We start from the raw sequence: 25,808 nt of genomic DNA, 5'->3' as shown, positions 1-25,808 counted from the left end.
AAGCGTCCCTTTTATTGATTTAGGCAATATTGGCATTATTTTTAAGTTCGTTTAGCTTTTGCAATCCAAACTGAGCGCGTTTAATTTGTTTTTCGCATAATTCTTCAATATCGGTGCGCACAATTTCAATCCCGTTTTGCGTATCCGTGGCTCGATCAAAAAATACAATGCTGTCCACCTGTTTCATCCCAATTAGGCGAAACAGCATATCAATTACGTTATATTCTCCACATTCGAGATTTTCATCATTTAATCGCAATCGATCAATATTGGCAGGCGTACGATCGCAATAGGCATAAATTGTTGTTTTTTCAATTTCAGGGTTATCGTGATTGCTAAGCGGTGTGAGTAACCAACCACCTTCAATATCTTGAATCACAAAATAAATTGTATGCCTAAGATTTTGAGCGATCGCCTTTAGTACTGATGCAATCAAACTGACTGCACTAGCCGTTTCTTCATCAGGTGTACTCTGAACTAATAAAGCAACTTGGCGATCGAGAATTTGATCTTTAGTTTGCATGAATCTCTAGTTAACGTTAGATCGTGATTAATATCTTGAATTTAGATGATTAAGCCGCGCAGAGCGCGGCTTAATCATCTAAATATTATTGGCTGATCTCTGAAGAGCAGGTTTGGCTGTAATCGATTGCAATGACTCTAAAGTCTCAAAAATTGCCTCACGCATAGTTGTCTCGGTTTCGCGATTTAGCAATACTTGGCAATAATCAGCGATCGCCCGTTCTTGAGCAGCAGGCAACCAATTATCTTGAACATATTGATTGATTTTCTTAATGGCAATCAGTCTTGCTAGATCATCATTTACTGCTAGCTGAGTAATAAGCTGATCAAAATTATTTTGTTGACGTTGCAACCATTGGCTAAAAGCTTGACGTACGAGCAACACTAAAATCCCTAAAGTTGCGACAAGCTGCAAAATGTTGGCTGACGCTAACCAATGATTTTCTTGGTCTGACCATACAGCTAATACTGTATAGGTCAAAAAAACGGTGACCGTGCCGCTCGCGACTGATAAAGGTAAGTGGCGATAGGGACTTTGCAAAAACTTCTGAATGCGCCACAAAATCACATTCCAGTTCCAGTCCTGCATCATATAGACCGCAGTCATGGCAAAGATCCCCGCACTGGTTGCCGCGATTAGCTGCCAATTCCACAGTAGCAGCATCACCAAAAAAATCGCTAACAAAGCCCATACTGGCAAACCTTGCTCACGGGCAAGCCCACGCCAAAGAGATCGCACGAATTGTTGAGTTTGCGATGAGGATGAAGTTGATTCTTGTTCTGAATGATGTGAAGTTTTGACCACTGATTGCCACTTTTATCCCTAAGGACTGTAATAGCTACTTTACAGGATTTTAGATAAAAAAGGTGAGGGGGCGCTAAGCCCATCTCACCTTTTTTATTTAGCAGGTTTCTTATACATGTTTTGTAAGCTGAGCAGCCCCACACCACCTGTCACTAGAAATACCCCAAATAGTTGGATAAAATCTAGTTTGTTTCCCAAGATTGTGAATGCTAAGAAGGTGGTAAACACAGGTCCACTAGCACTCACAATCGATGCTTGCGCTGCACCCATTAACTTTGTACCAAAGCTGGTCAGCAAATAACCACCTAAAGTCGTTAGTGCAATCAAGAAGCACATAAATATAAGTGAGCTATTAAAGGAAATCGAAGCCAAGGTGAATGGTAATGTCCCAAAACACAGTAGCAAAATAATCGCAAAGTTAATTGATGTAAAAGAAACAGGATTTAGTTGTTTAAAACAAGCCTGAGAGGTAATGATATATCCCGCGAAAGCAATTCCTGAAAGCATTGCTGCAATCACTCCCCAAGTATCAGGCTTATTCACGCCAAAGACATTGTAGGTTAGCATAATGCCTACATAAATTACCCCGATTACAAACCAGCGCTCCTTGCTAGGGCGATCGCCAAACAGCAGCCAAGCCATCAAAACTGTAACTGTCGGAAAGATGAAAAATAGAGTGACGGCTAATCCTGGATTCAAAATGCCTAAAGCCACATAAATGAAAGCAAAAGAGGCAAATTGCAGTAAAGCGCTGAAAGCGACCCGCCAGAACAACAATCTGCGGTTAGGTGTGAGCAAATATTGAAAGTCTCGTAATACATCCACCCGAAAAACAAACTTAGCAACCATCCACATAATTGGTGTTGCGAACAGCATTCGCAACAGTAACAACATGAAGGAGTTGGGGACAGTGGCTTTAATCAATCCGCCAAAACTAAACAGTCCAAAAATACTGGAGTTGGAGAAAATCACCCTTACCAAAATATTTTGCAAGGACAAAACTACCGAAGCGCCTAATACCAATATAAATCCTAACCACCAATCATTGAGCTTCTTAGTTGGTTGAGCTATGGGAACCGAAGGAGCTGATTCTAAAGAGTTAAATGGTTCTGTGGGATCACCAGCATAGGGGCGAGTGTCATTTGGGTCATATTGCCTAAATTGACTACTATTGAATGTAGGAATCTGAATTTGACCGTAATTAGCATTGCCGTTAGGAATAGTAGGTGCAGTGTTGCTGCCATTAGTGCCGATCACCCCCGCAAAACCAGATGTCCCCGTAAAGTTGATTGGTGGACTACTCGCGACACTTCCACCTGTGTAGCGATCGCCCGATGATCGTCGTAAGTATTCATCAATTCTTTCAACAAGAGCCGAGAGCATTAACTCGCCTTGTTGCCGTTGTGTATACATACGTTGCATCTGATCGTCGAGATCGCGCTGATATGTATCCACATCCCGTTGTAAAGACTGGAATGTGGCTCGAATAGCACCATCAAGATTAAGCATTAATTGCTCAAAATTCTCAGAATGATCACTGAGTACCTTTGAGTTAGTGACGATCACATCATTTTTTAAATGATAGGTGATCGCTTGGGCAAGTTGCTCGATCCATTGTTGGCGCTGGATTTCTTGCTGATTCATGCCTTGCTGCGCGACAGTTAACACCTCTAGCTCCTTACGCTGAGACTGGAGGCGCTGAATATCATCAGTTAGGGCATTTTTTTGGGCTTGTAAAATCAAAATTTCACGGCTGAGTTTGCCCAAGATATTTGCCCGCAGATCTGACAAGTCCTTGGTGACTCCCGCGAGGGTCTGCTCGTAATTACTATTACTACGAATATTATTGCTCTCCATTGAAGAAATCACCTCGTAACAATGCCATCTGAAATAACGCTAGGGACTAAGTTTGGCACTAATTTTTTAATTGGCTTAATTGGTTGCGTCTAGTTTGCGAACTTTATAACACTAATTTGAGCATCTGACATATTTTGTTTTATTTGCAGATCAAAAAAATATGGCGATCATGGAAATTTTGCGATCACTTTAGCCATTTCTGAGTTTGGCGATCGCATCTAAACTTAGCCCTGTACTCTGACAAATTGCTTCGTCATCTAGGAATGCCAATAGTTGCTGAGCGATCGACAGTTTTGCTTTTAATTCTCCTTGCTCGATACCTTGCTCAATACCCTGTTGAATTCCCTCTTTCTTACCCTGTTCAAGCCCCAATCTGGTTGCTTTTTTGAGGGCATTGCGTTGGTCATGGATAAAGATCGCACGGCGCTCTAAATCATCTAGCTCCTGCTTGCTAAGGTTGGCTTGACTGGCGATCGCAAAAGCTTTTTTGATTGCTGGCTCATTTTCCATCACTGTTGGTATAGCATCTAACTTACGCGCAGTTTTAAGAAAATATAGCCATTTGTCGGTGATGGTTTCTAGCTCTTCTAATTCTTTATTGAATTTGGGTAATTCAATAAAGACCAGTTCAATATCATAAACTGGATAGTCAGTAAGGTAAGTCTTTTCCTTAAGAATGAAGCGAGATAGAATCTGTTCTAACTCTGGAAACATCTCAAAATCGGTAATTGTCAGTGCAATGACTGGTTGCAAAATTGTATAGTCTTCACCAATATCTAGTTGAGTAGAATATGCTTTGGAAGCATTGTATAAAATTCGCTTTTCAAAGCCTTCTACGTTTAACACTTGCATTTCAATAATCACAGAAGTTATTTCACCTCCTTGATTGCGAATATTTGCCTTCACGTCAACGTAGGTATCTTTAATGCCACGTATCTTTGGTGCAAGGTATGGGTCAAGTATTTCTAAGTCTTGGATGATATCAAGCCCATCATAAAGCATGGCATTGAGAAAGCTAATCAAAATGTCATGGCTTTGTTCTGAGCCAAATATTCTCTTGAAGGCAAAGTCAATTTTGGGATTAATAAATTTCATAACTACCGTTAGCTCTCAATAATTAAGGTAATTGCTCAACCTATAGAAAACAATGATTTGAGAGGATTCAAAGCGATAAGAATGGACTCAAAAGCAGAAAAGCCTTGTCTTTTTCCAGTATTGACAATGGAACGAACAGCCGCAAATAAGTCACGCCCCCAATCGGAGCGAAAACCATTCGTAACTTTTCTAAAAATGACACTCCAACGTAAAGCCTGTTCGCTAGAGTTATTAGTTGGCGGGATGGTGTGGTCATCCAAAAACAGAAATAAGTTTTCTCGTAATTCTAGATATCGCTTCTGTAATCTAAGTCCATCTTCTTGAGTAGGTAACAGAGCTAAAATATTGTCGAGGTCTCGATACAATCGACATCGATATTGATAACGAGTAGAGTCAGCTAAATCCGACCATCGCCTTCGCAGCACCAAAGCTCGTAGCAGCAGCTTTTTCATCCTGCCAGAGAAAATCTGGTCTCCTGCATCAATTCCATACTGACAATCTCTGAGTTGATGGGCAAGACAAACTTGCCATTCTGTCGCTGGATTGGTCTTTTGGGCGCTAAACAAATCTGATACCCACACCTCTGGTTGATGCTCTGCCATCACTTCGGCGATGACATCTGCGCCTCTAGACGGTCGGATGATATGAAAACATACTTGTTCGTTCTGAAATACCCATTCCCATTGATTTTTACCGTTTACCCTTGCTCTGGTTTCGTCACTGCATACTAGACGAGATGTTTTTAGGGCTTGGAGTATTCCTGTCACCTCCGACTCTAGTTGTCCTTTCACCCTTGTTAAGAGATTGGCGATACCTCCTTCTGATATCTCTAAGCCAAATACTTCACTCAGCATTTGCTGCATTCTTCCATAGCTTATACCGTGACTGTATCTCATCGTTGTCACTAGCGCAGCTATTCTTTCTCCAAAGGGACTACCTGCTTCCATGTCTACTGGTACTGTGGCTATCTGTTCCTGTCCGCAATGCTCACACTTGCATCCATACCTTTCGATTCTGGTAACGATGGGCTTGATTGGTGGTATATCGATCTTGTCGTATCGTTCCAGTAATATCTGCATTGATTCGATGATCTCTTTCCCGCATTCTGTACAACTTTTTACAGTTGCTTTGATCGTTTGGTCGGGGCTTTCACTTAGTTGGCGACCTCCTCCGTCTCTACCTATGCTTCCTGCTCGTTTGCTATCTATTTCTTCTTGATTATTGATTTCGGCTTTAAATCCTTTGGCTGGTGGCAAACTTGAGTTCTTTGAAGTCTTCTTTGGTTTCTTTTCTAACTGTTTCTGTAGTTTTTGTAGTTCTTCCCATAACTTAACTATCAAGGCTTCTTTTGCCTCGTCTGTTAGTTCTTTTAGGTTGGGTAGTTCTTTCATTTCTTTAATTTATCAGCTTTTGCCCCTTTGTCAATTTTCCTACGTTGAGCTATTACTAATTAAGCTTCAGCTTTGGCAAGATGCATGATGTCAAGCCATTCAATCAGACTATCAAGTTGCTTGTCGTGAGATAGTGTGCCTAAGCCACGCACGGTGACATTACCTTGACTATAAACAAAGCGCGATCGCAGATGACTAGGTAGATGCTCATGGAGGAGTTTCCATGCGGGTTCTTCCATTTTAGACTCTAGGACAATGTGCTGTTTACCTTCGGGTTTGATGCGCGAGAAACCGATGCGCTTAGCAATTAACTTCAATTCCATTACTTTGACAAGCTGCATCGCAGGTGCTGGTACTTTTCCATAGCAATCATTCCACTCTTCGATAATTTGGTTGAGTTCGCGGCGAGAACTTACAGAGGCTACCGCACGGTATGCGCTCATCTTGCGATCACTATCGGGAATATATTCGGCAGGAATGAAGGCGGTAATGGGGAGATCCACTTGCGTATCATCGACTTCAGGAATCTCCGAGCCACGTATTTCGGCGATCGCCTCTTGCAGCATCTCCATGTATAAATCAAAGCCAATCGTATTGATCTGACCTGATTGCTCTGCACCCAAGAGATTCCCTACACCGCGAATTTCCATGTCACGCATCGCTAATTGATAGCCTGACCCTAGGTGGGTAAATTCTTGAATTGCTTTGAGTCGTTTGCGAGCGACATCGGTGAGTTCACCTTTTTCCTGATAAAACAACCAAGCATGGGCTTGAATGCCAGCCCGACCAACCCGACCACGCAATTGATAAAGCTGCGCCAGTCCAAATCTTTGAGCATCTTCAATAATGATCGTGTTGACACGGGGAATATCTAACCCTGATTCGATAATCGTAGTACAGATCATCATGTCGGCTTCACCACTGTTGAAACTGAGCATCGTTGCTTCTAGTTCTGATTCGGGCATCTGTCCGTGAGCGATCGCCATGCGTACCGATGGCAACATTTCATGAACTCGTGCCGAAACTTCCTCAATGTCATCAATGCGCGACACCACATAAAAGATCTGACCACCGCGATCAAGTTCCTGCCGAATTGCAGCGCGAACTAGTTCGGGGTTATAACGCGATAAATGCGTCATAATCGATCGCCTTGAAGGGGGTGGTGTCGTAATCAGACTCATTTCACGCACGCCAGACATAGCCATATAGAGAGTTCTAGGAATTGGTGTCGCTGACAAGGTAAGAACATCAACTTCCGTTTTCATGGTTTTGATTTTTTCTTTCTGAGCAACTCCGAAGCGCTGCTCTTCATCAATGACCAATAGTCCTAAATCTTTAAATTCCACATCTTTGGATAAAAGTTGATGCGTTCCGACAACAATATCCAGTTCTCCAGTCTTCAGCTTACGACAAATTTCTTTTTTCTCGGATGTAGTGCGGAAGCGATTAAGTAGTGCAATATTCACAGGATAAGCTGCATAGCGCTCTTGCAAACTGTGATAATGCTGCTGTGCGAGAATCGTGGTCGGAACCAGTAGCGCCGCTTGTTTTCCTGTTGTGACGGCTTTAAAAATTGTACGGATAGCAACTTCAGTTTTGCCAAATCCCACATCGCCACAGACGAGGCGATCCATTGGGCGCGAACTTTCCATGTCTTGCTTCACATCCTGAGTCGCCTTCAATTGATCAGGAGTCGCTTGATAAGGGAAAGAATCTTCCATTTCCTGTTGCCAAGGATTATCTGGAGGGAAAGCATATCCTACTTGTTGCGATCGCTTAGCGTAAAGTTCTAGCAAATCAAAAGCAATTTTCTTAATTGCTTTTTTGGCTTTAGCAGTAGTGTTTGCCCACGCTTTGCCAGTCATTTTATGCAGTTCTGGCTTACCCTCATTCATACCCCGATAACGCGACAAAATTGACATCTGATCGACGACGACGCGCAACAATCCATCGGCATATTTGAGAACTAGGTATTCACGAGTTTCATTATTGACCGTCAATTTTTCTAATTTGATAAACTGACCCACGCCATGATTTTTGTGAACAACATAGTCACCTGCGGAGAGTTTATTGAGATCTACTTGTTTAGAAACTGCCCTGCGACGTTTGCGAACATAGTTGGGAGTACCCAAGGCATGTTGTCCAAAAAACTCGCGATCGCTGATCACCACAATCCGATAAGTGGGAAGCACAAAACCTTGGATTTCAGCAATGCCCGAATATTTTAAAGCAACGGCGATGCGGAGATTATGGGTTTTGTCGATCGCAGGATAATCTCGGACATTGGGAATAAATTGGGCTTGGCAATCATGCTCTTGCAGCAGTGCTACTGTGCGCGAAGGTTGGGCGGAGATGAGAATGATTTTATATTTCTGTTCGCGATAGTCACGGATGGTTTGGGCAATTTTGCCGAACTGATGGGGAATTGCAGGAATCGACCGACTGGACATATTCACGCCGCGATTTTCTTCACCTAGTTCAAATAATTCAAGGCGATCAAACTTGGATATTTGTTCTAAACATTCAGCAAAGGAGCGATGGAGTTTGCCCTCACCCCCAGTCACACTCCCGTGGGAACGGGGAGCAATTTCTTCGGCGGATTCGTACCAGCGATCGCAGTGTGCCTTGCATTGATCGATTTCATCAATTACTACCAAACAGTTCTCTGAAGTCGGCAAATAGTCTAATAGAGAAGCTGTAGATTTGGGATGAACTGCAAATCCTTGAACGCTGAATTCATCATCTAGTAGATCGCGCTCATTTGATGGTAGTTTGCCTAAAATATGCCCATAGCTAATCGGTGCTAGAATCACTGAGGGAATGCTATCGAGTGGTCTTTGGGTAGAAGGCTCGAATTCTCGAATCCGTTCTATTTCATCGCCAAACCAGTCAATCCGCACAGGCATTTCACTGGAAACAGGAAAAATATCAATAATATCGCCACGTCTTCCCCATTGTCCTTCTGTCTCGACCGTTGATGTATGCTCATAGCCCATCAGAGTAAGTTTCTCTGACATTTCCTTCAGTGTAACCTCTGTGCCAACTTCTAAAGATAAGCAATATTCTTTAAATTCTTTAGGGCTGGGCAAATGTGGCTGGAGAGCGCGATCGGTTGCCACGATCACTACTTTTTTCTTTTCTCCTTCCCGTTCGTCCCAGTTGACTAAATCCGCCAAAATTTGCATTTGTCCCCAAACGACCTCCGATTCAGGCGCATAGGGTTCGTAGGGCAGTACGTCAGAAGTGGGATAAAAATGCACGGTCTGCCAATCCATAGTTTCTAGCTGCACTGACCAGCGCCCTGCCTCCTCAATTGTGGCAGCAATGACCAACATCAGCCGTTCTTGTTTTTGGCTCAGAGTCGAACTAACGAGCCCTTTACCAACTCGCGATAAACCCGAAAGCGTGAGTTGATGCGATCGCATCAGCTTACTCTCTAGTTCATCAGTGAGAGGCGATCGGATTAATGAACGAATTACTGAGGAAAATGGCATGAGCTAAAAGACAATATGAGAAAATGGCAATATATCAAAGTTTAGCAATATTATTTAGTAGTTTAGTGATGAAGGTTAAAGGTTAAACTGAAAAATATCTACTAGCAACTCACTGTAAGTAAGCCATGATTGCCAATCCAAAATTTAACTATATATCTCCAGATGAATATCTTGAAATGGAGGAACAAAGCGATATCAAACATGAATATATCGATGGATATGTTTATGCAATGGCTGGAGCAAATGATCCTCACGTAACGGTCGCCTTGAATATGGCTTTTGCTGTTCGCAACCATTTGCGTGGATCTGGTTGCCGAGTCTATATGTCAGATATGAAAGCACGGATAGATGTATTGAATCGATTTTACTATCCCGATGTGATGGTGACTTGCGATCCTAGAGATACCCAAACCCCAAATCATAAGCGTTTTCCTAAACTAATTATTGAAGTTCTATCAAAATCTACAGAAGCATTTGACAGAGGCGATAAGTTTGCTGATTATCAGCAGTTAGACAGTCTAGAAGAATACGTTCTCGTAAATACAAAACGTCAAAGAATTGACTGCTTTCGCAAAGAAGAGGGACGCTGGTTTTTAGAAACATATTCTGGAGAGCAAGACAGTTTTCAACTATTAAGTATTAATTTTGAAGGGAAATTTCAAGATCTTTATGAAGATGTTAGTTTTTAAATGAAATTACAGCAATTTAAACACTTACAAGCTGAGAAACTGATCGCAATGGCTCTAATAATATTCCTAAAATCTTATCCACCTCGCTAATATAGTATTCCACCGCATCAATCTGGACTAAGTTTCGTTCTAGCTTAATAAAGCGCCAGTTAGTGCCACTAGTAACGACTCCATAAATAATTGGGATTTCGTTATGCTGCTGTTCGTTAAAGATTTGGGCTGCAACCATCGCCGCAATACATTGACCAACACCACCAAAAATATCTTCTCGCTTTGCCTCAACAATAATTACCACAGGAGCCGTGATTTCTAATTGTTCTTCAGAACTACTCAATAAAAAATCACAAAATCCTGTCAAACCGCGATCGCGATCAACTGTAAACTCTGAGCCAGAAAACAATGAAATTTTATAGTTCAATTGGCGGCGAACTTCACTTAAAACTTGAGCAATAATAAATTCTGATCGCGCTTTCTCAGTGCCAACAGCGATCGCAAAAGATAGATTTTCTTGAAGTAGTGTCGTCAGGATTTGGGACGGTGTAACTTTGGCTGTATCTGCAAAAAGATTTGTCTTTTCGTCAACGGATAACTGAAAAGTTTCTTTGACCTTACTAAAAGTGAAGTCACGGTATGCCATAAAATCCTGTATTTTTTATGATGCTCTCATTTTACTTGTTTGGCTTACTTATTTTGCGATCGCCTATAATACCCATCAGATAGCTAAGATACTTTTAAGGTGATTCCGATGCTACAAATCGATCTCAAACATCTACCCACTAGTGACGAATTACCCGATTCTGACGATACGCCTGTGGATAACGAAGACCAGAATTTTTTACCAAATTTACTATTATTCCTACTGGAATACATCTGGAAAAGTCGCGATGATTGGTACTTTGGTGTCGATATGGGCATCTATCACACTACTGATATAAGTCCCAGAGTTCCCATAATTCCCGATGGATTTTTGAGCTTAGGTGTTGAGCGCCGCAAAAACGGCAAGTCGCGTAGGAGCTATGTCATGTGGGAAGAAGATTATACCGCCCCAATTTTGACCCTAGAAGTGGTATCCCATACCTATGGCGACGAGTATGAAAAGAAATTAGAGATTTATCGCAAATTAGGTGTCAAATATTACGTGATTTATAATCCTCAATTCTGGCGGCGCGATGGACATTTGCCCTTAGAGGTTTATAAATTGGTTGATGGTAATTACCAATTACAGATTGGTGAACCATTGTGGATGCCAGAGATCGGTTTAGGTATAGGTCGCTATGTATTGCCTAGCGATCGCTTTAGACGTGAAGTTTTAAGCTGGTTCGATGAACGAGGCGATCGCTATCTCACGGGAGAGGAAAGGGCAGATATTGAGCAGCACAGGGCAGAAATCGAAAAGCAAAGGGCTGATGTTGCACAAAAACAGGTGGAATTATTATTGGCAAAGTTGCGATCGCTTGGTATTTCTGAAGAGTAAAATGCCACTATTGGAATCGCGTTCGCGCTAAATGTAAAATAGGTTTAGCTCATATCGTCGTGAAATCATGCCTGTACCCGTAGAACAGTTACTTAACTCTGAAATCCTCAAACCTGCCCGTTATTTAGGTAACGAATTTGGCGCAGTGCATAAACCTTGGGAGGAGGCGATCGTGCGCTGGTCACTTACTTATCCTGAGATTTACGAAGTGGGTGCGTCAAACTTGGGACATATCATCCTTTACAGCATTATTAATTCTAAAGATGGGCAACTTTGCGATCGCGCCTATCTCCCCGCACCTGACCTCTCAGCAAAACTCCGCGAAACCAAAACAGATTTGTTTGCTGTCGAGTCTAAGCGATCGCTGCGGGAATTTGACATTTTAGGCTTTAGCCTAAGTTATGAACTAGGCGCAACCAATGTTTTGGAAATGTTTGACCTAGCCAATATTCCCATGACATGGAGTGAAAGGGGCGAATTAAGTATTGAGGAATGCCCATTAATCTTTGCAGGGGGACAAACTGCCACTTCTAATCCTGAACCCTATGCCGACTTCTTTGATTTCTTTGCTCTCGGTGATGGCGAAGAACTATTACCTGAAATTGGAGAAGTTCTCAAAGCCGCGAAACTTGCAGGTAAAACTCGTCGTGAAACCTTACTAGATCTTGCCAATGAAGTCGATGGGGTTTACGTTCCAGAATTCTATGATATGGATGAGAAAACAGGCGCAGTTACTCCCAACCGTAGCGATGTTTCTCCCCGTGCATTGCGGCGTGTGGCGACACCAATGCCCGAACATAGCATAGGCTTAGTCCCCTTAGTGGAAACTGTCCACGATCGCCTTACTATTGAAATTCGGCGTGGATGTACGCGCGGTTGTCGTTTCTGCCAACCAGGGATGCTTACCCGTCCCGCCCGTGATGTCGAGCCTGAAAAAGTTGTCGATACCATTGAGAAAGCCATTCGTGAAACTGGCTATAACGAGTTCTCTTTACTTTCTCTCTCCTGTTCTGATTACCTCGCGTTACCATCAGTAGGCGTACAAATCAAGAATCGCTTCAAAGAAGAACATGTGACGCTCTCATTGCCTAGCCAAAGAGTTGATCGCTTTGATGAGAATATTGCCCATATGCTGCGTAGTGGTGATGGTCGTCAACAGGGGCTAACCTTTGCACCTGAAGCGGGAACCCAACGCTTGCGGGATGTGATTAATAAGGGCTTGACCGATGAAGAGCTATTGCAAGGGGTAAAAACTGCCTATGTCGAAGGTTGGGACAAGGTCAAACTCTATTTCATGATTGGCTTACCGACAGAAACCGATGAAGATGTAATTGGTATTGTCAATACAGTGGAATGGCTCCAAAATGAATGTTCACAAAAGGGAAGAAAGAAAATTTCCTTTAACTTGACTATTTCTAACTTCACGCCCAAGCCCCATACACCTTTCCAATGGTTCACCGTCTCTAGTGGTGAGTTTGTACGGAAGCAACAATTACTTCGCAAGGAGTTTCGTCGTCTCAGTGGAGTGAAAGTGAACTATACGGAAGTTCGCATCAGTGCGATGGAGGACTTTGTCGGGCGGGGCGATCGCCGTTTGGGTAAAGTGTTGTATCGTGCATGGCAACTGGGCGCGGGTATGGATTCATGGTTTGAAAATACCGAAAAAGCCTTTGGTGCATGGACACAGGCAATTGCTGAAGCAGATCTAGTTTGGGATGCACCATCGTTAAAAATGGAGGATGCTTTACCTTGGGATCACATTGATACGGGTATCGATAAGCAATGGCTGATCGAAGATTGGGAAAGAGCGATCGCGGCTCAGATCGTTCCTGACTGTTCCTTTGGTGGTTGTTCCCATTGTGGAGTCTGTGGTCCTGAATTTGGACATAACGAGGTGATTCCACCGCCTGAAGTGCCACCCATTTCCCTAGAGAAGCCCAAAGTACCGCCTAGAGTCCAACGCATCCGCCTCAAGTTTGGCAAATTAGGCGATATGAGTCTAATTTCTCATCTAGACTTGCATCGCTTCTTTCAGCGTGCTGCTAGGCGTGCCGCTTTGCCCATTGCTCATACTGAAGGCTTCAATCCCTTACCACGTATTTCTATAGCGAAGGCTTTGCCTCTCGGTCAGACTAGCAGCGCTGAATTTGTGGATTTTGAGCTAACGGCAACTATACCCATTGAAGAATTTCAAGAACGTTTCAAAGTAGAATTAGATGCGGATCTGCCAATTTATGCGATCGAGGAAGTTCCTGTTCATGCGCCTTCTTTGGATGCGATGCTCGAAGTTGCCGAATATACGCTTACTTGTGCTTTTATTACGTCTAAGGAACGCAATGCGGCGGACATTATGGATTTACTGGAAGGTGCGAGTTACTGTGTGCTAGCGGCTACTTCAATCCAAATGCCAAAAGTCTCGAAATCGGGTCGCAATCAAATGTTGGAATTACGCGATCGCCTTTTTGCGATCAATGTAATCAACCCTGATCCTGAATTCCCTAAAATTCATTTCATGGGAAGTTGCAAGCCTGATAGCAACCTCAAACCTGAGTATGTGGTCTATATGATGAATAAGTATCTTGCAGAAGAAGATGAAATTAAATTAGTCAAGGTTCATCGCGAATCGATGCGCTAACAAATATAAAGTAAGGTGGCTTAAGTCACCTTACTTTGCCGTAATAGAAATAGTTCGCTCATATTGGGAAGTAGGTGGAGATCGATTTTATTTTTCCTTCGCACTGAGCAACAGCAACAAGTTTTGCGATTTATTGAATTTCTCACGTTTGAGTTGGGAGATCGGCAAGTTACCCAAGAATCTGAATGCCCAATTACTAAAAAACCCCAAGGTTCTCCTCGTGATTTACTCAAAAAATGGGAAGGGGCTGTTGAAGGTGGCGTTGACGATCTTTCTTTTAATCAGAAGTATATGGAAGGATATGGTCAGAAATGAGTCAGCGTGTAGTTCTCGATACTGGTATTTTATCTAAAAAGATCTATGATCGCCTATCTAAAAATCTTGTAAAATATAATTAGTTCGTTATTACCTGAAACTATGAGTATTACCGCAACAATTTATCCTTATATTGCCGCTAGTTCTGAGATTGCGGGTGGTGTGCCAATTATTGAAGGTACAAGAGTAACGGTACGGCGGATTGCGGGGTATTATCAGATGGGGATGCATGTGGATGAAATTTTAAGTGTGCTTTCCCATTTACGACCTTCTCAGGTACATTCGGCACTTGCCTATTATTTCGATCATCAGGAGGAAGTTGAGAAGGATTTGGAAGAGTCTTCTAATATCGAGTATTGGAAGAGTCGGGCGTTAGTTCATCCTAAAGCAGGTCATTAAAGATGGCTAAGGTGAAGTTATTGCTAGATGAAGATGTGCAGCTTGACTTGGCTTCGGCTTTACGCAAAAGGGGATATGAAGCAATTCATGTGCAGGAGTTGGGACGGAAGGGAAGAAATGATCGCGAACAGATTGAGTATGCGGTCGAGCAGGCTAGTTGTATGTTTACTTTCAATGTGAAAGATTTTGTTTTGCTGCACAATGACTATGTGATTTCAGAACAGGAACATTTCGGAATTATTGTGTCGCCGCAGTTGCCGATTGGTGAAGCTTTGCGAAGGCTGTTAGCTTTGCTGCAAAGAACTTCCCATGAATCGATAAAAAATGTATTGGAATTTCTATGAATAATATTTCAGATTAAATTGCAAGCTAAAAAAACACTTTTTCCTTTTTCCTTTCTACTTTTTCCTTATGAATGATGCAGAGTTATTGGCAATAATCGCCCAAGCAGAACGAGAGGGATGGACAGAACTCGATCTGTCGGGGAAGGATCTGGAAGGATTGCCGAGCGAAATTGGACGGTTGCAAAGTCTGGGAAGATTGATTTTAGGTAGGTATAATGCAGGAAACCATTTAAATTCCATTCCTCAAGAGATTTGTCAATTAACCAATCTCAAAGAACTTCATATTTCATACAACCAAATTACGCAGATTCCTGATGCGATCTGCAAATTAGTAAATCTAACTCAACTTAAACTTCGTTCTAATCAAATTACGCAGATTCCTGATGTGATCGCTAACTTAGCCAATCTGTCTGATCTTGACATCCGTTCCAACCAAATTACGCAGATTCCTGATGCGATCAGAAACTTAGCCAATCTCTCTCAGCTTGACCTCAGTGACAACCAAATTACGCAAATTCCTGATGCGATTGGCAAATTAGCAAATCTGACAAAGCTTCGCCTCGAGAGCAACCAAATCACGACAATACCAGATGCGATCGCCAACTTAGCAAATCTGACGGAGCTTTCCCTCGATAACAACCAAATCAAGTCTATACCACAGGCTATCAACCAATTAGCCAATCTTACTGAGATTTACCTTTCTGGTAACCGAATTACGGAAATATCAAACGCTATCACCCAATTACCACATCTGCATACGCTTTACCTCTATAACAACGAAATCACAGAGATACCAGATGCGATCGCCAACTTAGCTAATCTAAATGCTCTTTCCATCGATAATAACCAAATCACAGAGATACCAGATGCGATCGCCCAATTAGCTAATCTGAATACGCTTTCCCTCGATAACAACCAAATCACGGAGATACCAGACGCTGTCACCCAATTAGCCAATCTTACTGAGATTTACCTTTCTGGTAACCGAATTACGGAAATACCAAACGCTATCACCCAATTACCCCATCTGTATACACTTGATCTTAGAGATAATCTCTTACCAATTCCGCCAGAAATTCTTGATGAACATGAAAACCCTAAAGCGATTTTTGATTTTTGGTTAGAGCGAGAAAGACAGCCATTAAACGAAGCGAAAGTGATTTTAGTTGGACAGGGAACCGTAGGCAAAACCTCACTGGTCAATCGCTTAATCGACAATAAATTTAATGCAGATGAACGCAAAACCGATCTCATTAATATTCGCGATTGGCAGATTACAGCCAACAATAAACAAGTGAAACTGCGGGTTTGGGACTTTGGCGGACAGGAAATCATGCACGCCACCCATCAGTTTTTTCTCACCGAGCGCAGCCTCTATCTATTAGTCATCAACACCCGCGAAGACGAACTTGCCAATCGCATCGAATATTGGCTGAAACTGATTGAAAGTCTCGGAAATCAAGCCCCCGTGATAATTGTCGGCAATAAAATAGATGACCATCCCCTCGACCTCGATCGCCACGGCTTGCAAACCAAATATCCCAACATCAAAGGCTTTATCGGCACATCCTGCGCCACAGGGTTAGGGATTAGCGAACTCAAACAAAAAATCACCGAAATCATCGCCAACGAAATGCCCCATGTCTTCGATCCCATACCCGTCAAATGGCTAAACCTCAAGGACAAACTGGAACAGGACGATCGCGACTACATCACCTATCAGGAATACGAACAAAAATGTATCGAAACGGGCATCACTAGAGAATCATCGCGCCATACCCTTGTCCGCCTCCTGCATGAACTGGGCATCGTTCTCAACTTCGCTGATGATAAACGACTCAAAGACACCAATATCATCGACTTTACCAATGACAAACACCTCAAAAACACTAACGTTCTCAAGCCTGAATGGGTCACAGTCGGCGTATACAAAATAATTAACGATAACCTCTTGATGACAGAATATCAGGGCGTATTGCATTGGAAAGATACAGAGCGTATCTTTCAGCCCAAATCTAGCAAAGAACAGGACTGCTACACTACTGAAGAAGCGCGTAAATTCATTCTCAGAATGATGGAAAAATTCGAGCTTTGCTTTGCAATGGAAAACTCCCGCGATCGAGACTATCCCGAATACCTGATTCCCGATTTACTACCCAAAGATGAACCCCACACAGGCACATGGGACGACTGCCTGAGATTTGAATATCGCTACGATAAAGTCCTACCCAATAGCGTCATTTCCCGATTCATCGTCAAAGCACACAAACTAATCGCCCACACCAACAGCCGCACCTACTGGCGTACAGGCGTAATCCTCGCCTCCGATACAGGCAACTTCGCCTACATCAAAGCCGATCTCGAAGACACCAAAATCTCTGTCAAAATCAAAGGCAATCCCTACACCCGCCACAATTTTCTCTCCGTAATTCGCGACAAATTTGACGATATTCATGACCGTCCAAAACTTACTCCCGATGAGCGTATCGTTCTCCCCGATAATCTCCAAGTTACTGTCAGTTATAAGCACCTCCTCCAATTATTAGATGATGGTGAGACAACCTGTTATCCTGAAAATGCTAAGCACAGATACAATATCCGCGAACTTATTGATGGTATCGAAGACAGGCGATCGCGTTCAAAAGAAGGCTTACGAGAAAGCGATTGGGATAGCGATCGGCGATCGCAGCCTATTGTAAATGTTAATATCCACAACATCAACCAACAAGCAAATATCATGCCCGAACCTGAGAAGCCCCAACCCGAAAACTTACCCCAATCAGAGAAAGTACAACTTCCCTCAGTGATTGCTGCATCAATATCTTTTGGATTTCTATTTTCAACTACAGCGTTTTTAGTGCTTGCATTCGCAGGGATTTTGAATATTACACAGCTAATTGTGGCAATGTTTTCAATTATTCTGCTGATGACTATTGCTGTAATTTTTGTACTCAAAGCCACAGGACAAATGGAAGGACAATCCTTTGAGACAGTTATTCTCGCAGTTCTAAAGCAAGCGACCCTGTACGATGCTTTTCTCAGTAAGATTAGTGATTTCTTTCATAAGCCCAAAAGCTAGTTAATCCTAAAAAACATAAAAATTACTTCAACCATGGAAAAACAGGAGGAAATCTGGCAAGCAATTGGTAGGATTACGATTAATTATCCATTACTAGAATGTGATAAATGCGCCCTAACCGTAATGCGTTGGCTAAAAAAGCGGGGTATCGAAGCAAAAATCCTACGATTACGAACCAAACGCCGTAGTGACAACTTTATCACAAGTGATCGCTATGGATTAGAAGAATCAATAACTGAAAATGGGACTCATTATGGAGTAGAAGTCATGGGAAAGGTATTTGATAATTTGTCTGCTGAAGGCTTGTCCCGTGCAGATTGGCTAAAAGACTTTAGTTGTCTGAGTGGCTCTTTTGTAGTCGATGAACTAACTAATTTGTAACATTTTTGAGAGGCATAAAATGATTGGACTATTTGAGCTTTTACAAAAGATCGAAAAGAACTCAGGAATGTATTTAGGTCGTCAATCTGTTAGCGATCTATTTATGTTTTTGGCTGGATATGAATTTGCACGAAGTCAGATCAATGAAGAACTCACCCAAGAAGAAGAAGACTTTTATAACGAATTTCAGCCTTGGCTACAGCAAAAACTAGGCGTAAGATCCGTTACCTCATGGGCAAAACTAATCATGCTCTCCTGTCACGATGAAAAGACAGGCTTTGAAATGTTTTTTAAACTCTTAAGAGAGTTTCAAGTCCGAGATCAAGTTAAACAAGCAGTAACCGCCTGATCAGTCGAAATTCTCGCACCCGAAGTCTACGAAGTCGAATTTAGTGATAATGACGGTCAAACCTAAGCCATGCAGGTATTACCCGTTCATCAACTTCTCAAACTCCACTATAAACCTACACCAAACAACATGCATGAATCCCAATCCCAACCTAAATAGTGAGAACATTTCCATCACTGTAACCCTTGAGAATAATGGTTATTATCTTTGCCAGCTATCAAACCCATTGCTAGATCCCTCCCAAAACACCATTAATTGTTATGGTCAAACCCAAGAACATTCCATTGCGATCGCTTTAGAAAAGCTAGCAGAGCAGTATCGCCAGATTGCTGAAGAACAGCAAAATGTGGATATGCTGACCGTGGAGCGATCGCCTGATGGAGAAGCAATTAGCAAGCTTTACCATGTCATACTGCATTTTGAATGTACAATCGATGCAGAATCGAAGTTTGAGGCAATGCACAACACAATTATGGGCAATACCGTAGTCGAAAACGGTAAGATTACTGTGATAGAAGTTAATAAAAATCTGCCTGCTTAGGATACTTCTCCAACAATCTCTTAGAATCAACAAAAAAAAGAGGGCATATGCCCTCTTTTTTTGTTGATTCTAAACAGTTGCTGCTACAGGCACTGCATCCGTTGCTTCAGGGCTATTCTGCTCTGAAGGTGGCACAACCTGCCAGAACTTCGGCAAATAGCTAGACCAATTATCGAGAATTTCCTTCGCTCTAGAACTACCAGTATACTCATAGCTAGATTGAATCAATTCCTTTAGCTGATTCTCACCTGCGGCGGTGCAAACTCTCTGGACTTTGAGAACCTCTTGGCTTAAGCGCTCTTTAAACTTGCCATCAATATCGAGGAAGTAAGCAATCCCGCCTGTCATCCCAGCACCAACATTACGACCTGTGGTTCCTAGAACTACAACTACACCACCCGTCATATATTCAGAGCAGTGGTCACCTGTTCCTTCTACTACTGCCTTTGCACCAGAGTTCCGCACTCCAAAGCGTTCGCCAGCACGTCCATGTACAAACAGATAGCCACCCGTTGCACCATATAGGCAGGTGTTGCCAATGATGGCATTGTCCGCAGGATTGAAGGTGCAATCAGATTTTGGCTTGATGCTGATTGTGCCACCATTCATCCCTTTACCAATGTAGTCGTTAGCTTCACCGACTAGGGATAGATTCAAGCCATTGATATTGAATGCGCCGAAGCTTTGACCTGCTGCGCCTACAAATTCGAGGTTGAGGTGGCTAGCCAGTCCAGAGTTGCCATATTGCTTAGCGATCGCCCCCGATACTCTCGCAGGCACTGAACGATCAGTATTGACGATCGCATAGGTTTTACTTAAATCGGTTTGATTAGCAATCGCCTCCTGCACTTCGAGATCTGCCAAGATTTCATCATCCAGAACTGCACCATTACTATGGGAAGTTGGAGAATGCTCTAACCAACTGCGATCGCTCTTGGTGTCAGGGAGATTGATGAGACAACCTAAATCTACTTGATTGAGATTCAGTTTGGCGAGTTGCAAGTCTTGACGCTGAGCCAATAGGTCGGAACGTCCGATGATCTCTTTGAGGGATTTGTAACCGAGCTTAGCAAGGATTTGACGAACTTCTTCAGCGACGAAGTAAAGGAAGTTGACCACATGTTCGGGTGTTCCAGGGAAGCGCTTGCGGAACTGTTCTAGTTGCGAAGTGACACCGACAGGGCATTTGTTTGTGTGACAAACTCTTGCCATGATGCAACCTTCAGCAATCATCGCTGCCGTACCAAAGCCGTATTCTTCACCACCGAGGAGAGCCGCGATCGCCACATCCCAACCAGTTTTAAATCCGCCATCGACACGTAAGAGAACGCGATCGCGCAATTTATTACCCATCAGCACCGTATGCACTTCTGCTAGCCCAAGTTCCCAAGGTGAGCCAGCATGCTTAATCGAACTCAAGGGGGATGCGCCCGTACCACCGTCATAACCTGAAATTTGGATGATGTCGGCGTTTGCCTTAGCTACACCTGCGGCGATCGTGCCAATCCCAATCTCCGATACCAGTTTAACCGATACCTTCGCAGTGGGATTGATCTGATGCAAATCATAAATCAACTGCGCGAGGTCTTCGATGGAATAGATGTCATGGTGTGGAGGTGGTGAAATTAGCGATACCCCTGGTTTGGAGTTTCGGAGCATGGCAATATAGCTGCTGACTTTTGGTCCTGGCAACTGTCCGCCTTCTCCAGGTTTCGCACCTTGAGCAACTTTAATTTCTAGTTGATTGGAACTGACTAGATAGGAAGGAGTGACTCCAAAACGTCCCGATGCAATCTGTTTAATTGCTGAGTTAGCGGTGTCGCCATTCTTTAAGCCTTTGAGGTGAGGGAATGTTGCGGAAATGCCGTTAGCATCCACATCATTAATTGGTAGATAGCGAATTGGATCTTCGCCACCTTCACCACAATTCGATTTACCGCCAACGCGATTCATAGCGATCGCTAAGACTTCGTGGGCTTCACGGCTCAAGGCTCCCAGAGACATGGCTCCTGTACAGAAGCGGCTGAGGATTTCAGAAACATCTTCAACTTCGTCTAGGGGAATGCTAGGGCGATCGCTCTTAAATTCGAGTAAGTCTCGTAGCGCCGTTGGTGTGCGATTCTGTAATTGTGTCCGATAGACTTCGTAATGGTCATAGCCATCACCCGCTACTGCTTTATGCAGAGCCTTTGCCATTTCAGGACTGTTCATGTGGTACTCACCCGTGGGGCGATACTGCACAAAGCCGTAGTTCTCTAGCTTTTTGATTTGCAATTCAGGGAAGGCTTGAGAATGGAAACTGAGTAATTCCGACGCAATATCGGCGAAGTTAACCCCGCCAACACGGGAAACTGTTCCCTTAAAACAACTGGTAATTACTTCTTCGCCAATACCGATCGCTTCAAAAATTTGTGCGCCACTGTAGCTCGACAGAAGTGAAATTCCCATCTTCGAGAGAATTTTTAGTAAGCCGCCTTCAACTGCTTTACGATAGCTATCTTGCACTTGAGTAATTGTCAGAGCCTTGATTTTGCCCTGCTGCATTTGCATTTGAGTTTTAGCTTTGCCCCACCATTGGCGTGTGGTTTCAAAGGCTAGGTAAGGACAGATGGCACTGGCTCCATACCCGATCAAGCACGCAAAATGATGGGTACTCCAGCATTGAGCCGTTTCCACAATGATCGAAGCCTTCATACGAAGCCCTTCGGCACAGAGACGGTGATGGACAGCGCCCACGGCTAACAGAGGTGGAATATAGGCACTTTCAGCGCTCAAGTTGCGATCGCTTAAAATCAACAATTTTGCACCATCGCGAACCGCCTTCACAGCAGCATCACTGAGCTTAGCGATCGCCTCCTTCAGTCCATCAGCTCCTGAGGCGATCGCAAACAGCATATCTAACTGCGTCGCCGCAAAACCCAAATTCTGCAATTCTTCAAGCTCAGTCTCATTGATGACAGGACTGGATATCTTAATCTGATGAGCCGCTTCAGGAGTGGCAAGGAGCAAATTCGCTCTTTCTCCTAAAAACATCGATAAAGACATCACCGTTCCCTCACGGAGAGGATCGATTGGTGGATTTGTTACCTGTGCAAAGCGCTGCTTAAAGTAGTCATAGAGCAGGTGGGGACGTTGCGATAGAAATGCAAGGGGTGCATCATCACCCATGCAGAAAACTGGCTCTTTTCCATCTTGAGCCATCGCTTCGATCACCATTTCCACATCTTCGAGGGTGTAGCCAAAGGCGGTTTGATAGGTGAGAACTTTCTGCTCATCGAGGGTTGGCGCTTCTGCAAAAGGTTTGACTTCTAGATTCTTACGATATTGTTTAATCCATTCACCATAGGGATGAGCTTTAGCAACCCGTTCCTTAATTTCCCAGTTGTGGAGAATCTCATGGGTTTGCAAATCCACAGCGATCGTTTGTCCAGGACCAAGGCGACCTTTTTCGATGATATCTGTTTCAGGAATATCCACAGTTCCTGCTTCTGAGCTAACAATCACCATGCCATCGCTAGTAATCATGTAACGAGCAGGACGTAAGCCATTGCGATCCAGAGCCGCACCGACGATTTTGCCATCACTAAAGGCTAGTAGAGCAGGTCCATCCCAAGCTTCTTGTAAGCCACTGTAATATTCGTAGAAATCAACGATTGCTTGGCGATCGCTTAAATCTGGTTGATTCTCATAGGCTTCTGGCACAAGGATCATCATCGCCTCAAGTGGACTATGCCCTGTCTCAATTAGCAATTCAAAAACGTGATCGAGTGTTGCTGAATCACTCTCATTTGGCTTAAGAATTGGTAGCAAATCCTTGAGGCGATCGCCCTTTGCGTCTACCCAAGTAGGATGGGTGAGATCGCCTTGACGAGCAAGGAACCAATTGGTATTTCCCTGCAAAGTATTAATTTCACCATTGTGACCGAGAAAACGCATCGGTTGAGCAAGGGGCCATTTTGGTAGAGTATTGGTGCTAAAACGACGGTGATAGATCGCATAAGCCGACACATAATCAGGATTTTGCAGGTCTGCATAAAACGCATCTAATACCGCTGATCGCACCATCCCTTTATAAATGACAGTGGCGTTAGAAAGGGATGGCACATAAAAATCGCTGGGGAGATCAGGAGCTAGCTTTTTGACCTCAAGTTTAATGCGCCGACGGGTAATGTAAATCGCTCTCTCGATCTGATCGGTCTGTTGATGATCGGCATCAGCCACGAAAATCGCTTGTTCGATTTGGGGTTGATTTTCCCTAGCCTGCACACCCAATACCTCTGGATTTACAGGCACAATTCGCCATCGTAGGAGTTTTAAGCCTTCTTCTGCGGCAATTCTCTCGGTAATGGCGCGACATTTAGCCGCATGATCATTATCCTGTGGCAAGAAAAACATCCCCAAAGCTGAATACTCAGGATTGATGGTCAAATCTGTGAATTCCTTTTGTAACAAACCCCAAGGAATTGCGGTCATCAAACCTGCCCCATCGCCCGAATCCTGATCGGCACTACATCCGCCGCGATGTTCCATACAAGTCAGTGCTTTGAGAGAATTGCTCACAATCTTATGGCTAGCACGACCTTCTTTGTCCGCAATAAATCCTACCCCACAGGCATCACGCTCTTCCACCAGCCAGTAGGGCCCTTGGACAAGATTATTAGTTCCAGACTGATTAGACTGACTTGTATTCACGCGGCTCACTTCCATCGGATTATCTGTTGCTATCAAAAAATATATGTTGAAATTATGAGATTCTTAAGGTGGGTGATGAAGCTCTCACTGCGTCACTTCGTACCTTGTACATTGTTAATTCTAGATTAAGCTTTTTATTAACAGATGCAAAACTGTTAATATCTTGCTTACAGAAATTTGCTTTAGACTGACTTAAATCGCTTAAGATTATTGCAAATTGTCACTCTTACCCTAGTTAGAGCTTGAGTTCTAAGCCAAGACTTAACATTTGAACCAAGCTTGCGTTCAATCATTTGAATGAAAGCAGATTTTAGAGCATAGCTCTTTACTTAGCCTTGTGCATAGGTACTAAGTAAATATTCTAGTATGAATTTTTTAAGTGGGGCATTACTGATTATAAGCGACAAAGATCTTTCTTATGTTCGACTCACTACAGTTTTTGGGTGTAGTTTGACATACATGTGAAACCCAAAGCTACAGGATCAATCACTTCTTCTTTTGTTGTTTTGTTTAAGTAAAGGCTTTGCCGCGCCATAAAGTTGCGACCCTGCGGGTCGCAACTTTATGGGTTTGGATAATTTATTTTGTACAAGTACTTATAATGGCAAAACAGTTTCAGTGACTTGCATCATGGCTTATTGGCTGCTTAAAAGTGAACCCAATGTCTATTCCTATGCTGACCTAGAACGCGATCGCCAAACGATTTGGGATGGTGTGAATAATAATTTGGCGCTCAAGCATATCCGCACAATGCAGATCAAAGATCTTGCCCTGATTTATCACACAGGCGATGAACGGCGTGCCATGGGTATTGCGGAAGTGGTTAGTTTGCCCTACGTTGATCCGAAATTGGACGACCCCAAACGGGCAGTAGTTGATGTAAAGGCTGTGCGATCGCTACCTCAGCCTGTGACCCTTGCTCAAATTAAACAAGACCCAGATTTTGAAGGCTTTGACCTAATTCGGATTAGTCGTCTGTCAGTCGTTCCTGTATCTGAGGCGCATTGGCAAAAAATTTTAGAACTCGCCAATATTTAAATGAAGTGCCGCGCTCCGCGCGGCACTTCATTAGTTTTTGGGTAGCCCTAATTTATTTAGATCGCTTTGCGCTATAGGATATTGGCTAGAAGTTATTAGTAATTTTTTAGAATATATGAACTATTTGGTTAGTGTTTGGAGCGATCGCCTCAAGGCTGAAGAGGTATATACCCAGCTAGAAGCAGCAAAATTTCCGATGGAAGCGATTTCAATCTTGGGTAAAGGCTACAAGAGTGCGGAAGAATTTGGGTTTATCGATCCCCTTGTGCAAGGTCGCAAACAAGCTTTTTTTATGGCTTATTGGCTAGTTCCCTTTGGATTTCTAGCAGGAATTGGGTTTAGCCTCGTTACCGATTTACATACCTTTGCTTGGGCTGGAAATATTGGCAATCATCTAGTTGGTGGCTTGCTCGGCGCATTCGGCGGCGCAATGGGCAGTATATTTATCGGCGGCGGTGTTGGGGTGGCAACTAGTAGTGATTCTGTGCCTCTCCGTAATCGTCTTAATGAGGGTAAATATTTAATCGTTGTCCAAGGTACTGATCAACAGGTAGTTCGTGCGAATCAAATTATGCGTCCTTTACGTCCTGAGAATATTCAAGGCTACGTTGCGCCCTAGTCATTACCTAGTTATTTCAAAGACTTGCACTGCAAGTCTTTGAAATAACTAGGTTTAGCGCTCCTGCCGCATACCTCAGGTAAACCATA

Annotated in this window: 20 protein-coding genes; 12 read left to right on the top strand and 8 right to left on the bottom strand. The window is 43.2% G+C overall.

Translation table 11 applies throughout. The features are described 5' to 3' along the window. Positions 1-19 precede the first annotated feature (19 nt). The 6 genes from ABM313_RS00165 to mfd all read right to left on the bottom strand — a co-directional run bounded on the left by ABM313_RS00165 (position 20) and on the right by mfd (position 9,164). On the bottom strand, positions 20-523 hold the full coding sequence (locus ABM313_RS00165) for a hypothetical protein (protein WP_434685690.1): 504 nt from the start codon (positions 521-523) through the stop codon (positions 20-22). Positions 524-601: 78 nt separating this feature from the next. Next, positions 602-1,327 carry a hypothetical protein gene (locus tag ABM313_RS00160; protein WP_434685689.1) on the bottom strand — a complete coding sequence of 242 codons (726 nt, stop codon included), beginning with the start codon at positions 1,325-1,327 and terminating at the stop codon, positions 602-604. 93 nt (positions 1,328-1,420) lie between these two features. After that, positions 1,421-3,184, bottom strand: a complete 1,764-nt coding sequence (locus ABM313_RS00155) for an EamA family transporter (protein WP_434685688.1) — start codon at positions 3,182-3,184, stop codon at positions 1,421-1,423. 189 nt (positions 3,185-3,373) lie between these two features. Further along, on the bottom strand, positions 3,374-4,279 hold the full coding sequence (locus ABM313_RS00150) for an Rpn family recombination-promoting nuclease/putative transposase (RefSeq protein ID WP_434685687.1): 906 nt from the start codon (positions 4,277-4,279) through the stop codon (positions 3,374-3,376). Positions 4,280-4,314: 35 nt separating this feature from the next. Beyond that, positions 4,315-5,670 (bottom strand): IS66 family transposase, encoded by a 1,356-nt coding sequence (gene tnpC / locus ABM313_RS00145; RefSeq protein ID WP_434685686.1) that lies wholly within the window; start codon positions 5,668-5,670, stop codon positions 4,315-4,317. A 59-nt stretch (positions 5,671-5,729) separates the two neighbouring features. After that, positions 5,730-9,164 carry a transcription-repair coupling factor gene (gene mfd, locus ABM313_RS00140; protein ID WP_434685685.1) on the bottom strand — a complete coding sequence of 1,145 codons (3,435 nt, stop codon included), beginning with the start codon at positions 9,162-9,164 and terminating at the stop codon, positions 5,730-5,732. 125 nt (positions 9,165-9,289) lie between these two features. Between mfd and ABM313_RS00135 the strand changes: the two genes are divergently transcribed. Beyond that, positions 9,290-9,853: a Uma2 family endonuclease gene (locus ABM313_RS00135; RefSeq protein WP_434685684.1), complete on the top strand. Its 564-nt coding sequence runs from the start codon at positions 9,290-9,292 to the stop codon at positions 9,851-9,853. A gap of 16 nt (positions 9,854-9,869) precedes the next feature. Here ABM313_RS00135 and ABM313_RS00130 read toward each other — a convergent pair whose 3' ends face one another. Next, complete coding sequence (locus tag ABM313_RS00130) at positions 9,870-10,490, bottom strand: hypothetical protein (RefSeq protein ID WP_434685683.1); 621 nt, start codon at positions 10,488-10,490, stop codon at positions 9,870-9,872. A 108-nt stretch (positions 10,491-10,598) separates the two neighbouring features. On the opposite strand from ABM313_RS00130, the gene ABM313_RS00125 reads away from it, so the two are divergent. The 9 genes from ABM313_RS00125 (at position 10,599) to ABM313_RS00085 (ending at position 19,370) form a co-directional block, all read left to right on the top strand. Beyond that, positions 10,599-11,327: a Uma2 family endonuclease gene (locus ABM313_RS00125; RefSeq protein ID WP_434685682.1), complete on the top strand. Its 729-nt coding sequence runs from the start codon at positions 10,599-10,601 to the stop codon at positions 11,325-11,327. A gap of 67 nt (positions 11,328-11,394) precedes the next feature. Further along, positions 11,395-13,962 carry a TIGR03960 family B12-binding radical SAM protein gene (locus ABM313_RS00120; RefSeq protein WP_434685681.1) on the top strand — a complete coding sequence of 856 codons (2,568 nt, stop codon included), beginning with the start codon at positions 11,395-11,397 and terminating at the stop codon, positions 13,960-13,962. A gap of 63 nt (positions 13,963-14,025) precedes the next feature. Continuing rightward, entirely contained in the window at positions 14,026-14,277 is a 252-nt protein-coding gene (locus tag ABM313_RS00115; RefSeq protein ID WP_434685680.1) for a hypothetical protein, read from the top strand. Positions 14,278-14,379: 102 nt separating this feature from the next. Then, positions 14,380-14,676: a DUF433 domain-containing protein gene (locus ABM313_RS00110; protein ID WP_323262516.1), complete on the top strand. Its 297-nt coding sequence runs from the start codon at positions 14,380-14,382 to the stop codon at positions 14,674-14,676. Positions 14,677-14,678: 2 nt separating this feature from the next. Then, a complete protein-coding gene (locus tag ABM313_RS00105) occupies positions 14,679-15,020 on the top strand; it encodes a DUF5615 family PIN-like protein (RefSeq protein WP_434685679.1) in 342 nt (113 codons plus the stop codon). Positions 15,021-15,087: 67 nt separating this feature from the next. Continuing rightward, a complete protein-coding gene (locus ABM313_RS00100) occupies positions 15,088-18,099 on the top strand; it encodes a COR domain-containing protein (protein WP_434685678.1) in 3,012 nt (1,003 codons plus the stop codon). 33 nt (positions 18,100-18,132) lie between these two features. After that, the gene (locus ABM313_RS00095; RefSeq protein WP_434685677.1) at positions 18,133-18,480 is read left to right on the top strand and encodes a papain fold toxin domain-containing protein; all 348 of its coding nucleotides are present in this window, start codon (positions 18,133-18,135) and stop codon (positions 18,478-18,480) included. A 19-nt stretch (positions 18,481-18,499) separates the two neighbouring features. Further along, on the top strand, positions 18,500-18,829 hold the full coding sequence (locus ABM313_RS00090) for a hypothetical protein (protein WP_434685676.1): 330 nt from the start codon (positions 18,500-18,502) through the stop codon (positions 18,827-18,829). A 133-nt stretch (positions 18,830-18,962) separates the two neighbouring features. After that, positions 18,963-19,370, top strand: coding sequence for a hypothetical protein (locus ABM313_RS00085; RefSeq protein WP_434685675.1), 408 nt, complete (start codon positions 18,963-18,965; stop codon positions 19,368-19,370). 69 nt (positions 19,371-19,439) lie between these two features. Here ABM313_RS00085 and gltB read toward each other — a convergent pair whose 3' ends face one another. Further along, complete coding sequence (gene gltB / locus ABM313_RS00080) at positions 19,440-24,077, bottom strand: glutamate synthase large subunit (protein ID WP_434688594.1); 4,638 nt, start codon at positions 24,075-24,077, stop codon at positions 19,440-19,442. A 615-nt stretch (positions 24,078-24,692) separates the two neighbouring features. On the opposite strand from gltB, the gene ABM313_RS00075 reads away from it, so the two are divergent. Beyond that, complete coding sequence (locus tag ABM313_RS00075) at positions 24,693-25,100, top strand: EVE domain-containing protein (protein WP_434685674.1); 408 nt, start codon at positions 24,693-24,695, stop codon at positions 25,098-25,100. A 115-nt stretch (positions 25,101-25,215) separates the two neighbouring features. After that, complete coding sequence (locus ABM313_RS00070) at positions 25,216-25,719, top strand: hypothetical protein (RefSeq protein WP_434685673.1); 504 nt, start codon at positions 25,216-25,218, stop codon at positions 25,717-25,719. Positions 25,720-25,808: the final 89 nt, after the last annotated feature.

Origin of the sequence: Pseudanabaena minima str. Chao 2107 (assembly GCF_051131155.1) — a bacterium.
Lineage (GTDB): Bacteria > Cyanobacteriota > Cyanobacteriia > Pseudanabaenales > Pseudanabaenaceae > Pseudanabaena > Pseudanabaena minima.
Note: the sequence above shows the minus strand (reverse complement) of the source record. Positions and strands in the feature narration are given on the sequence as shown.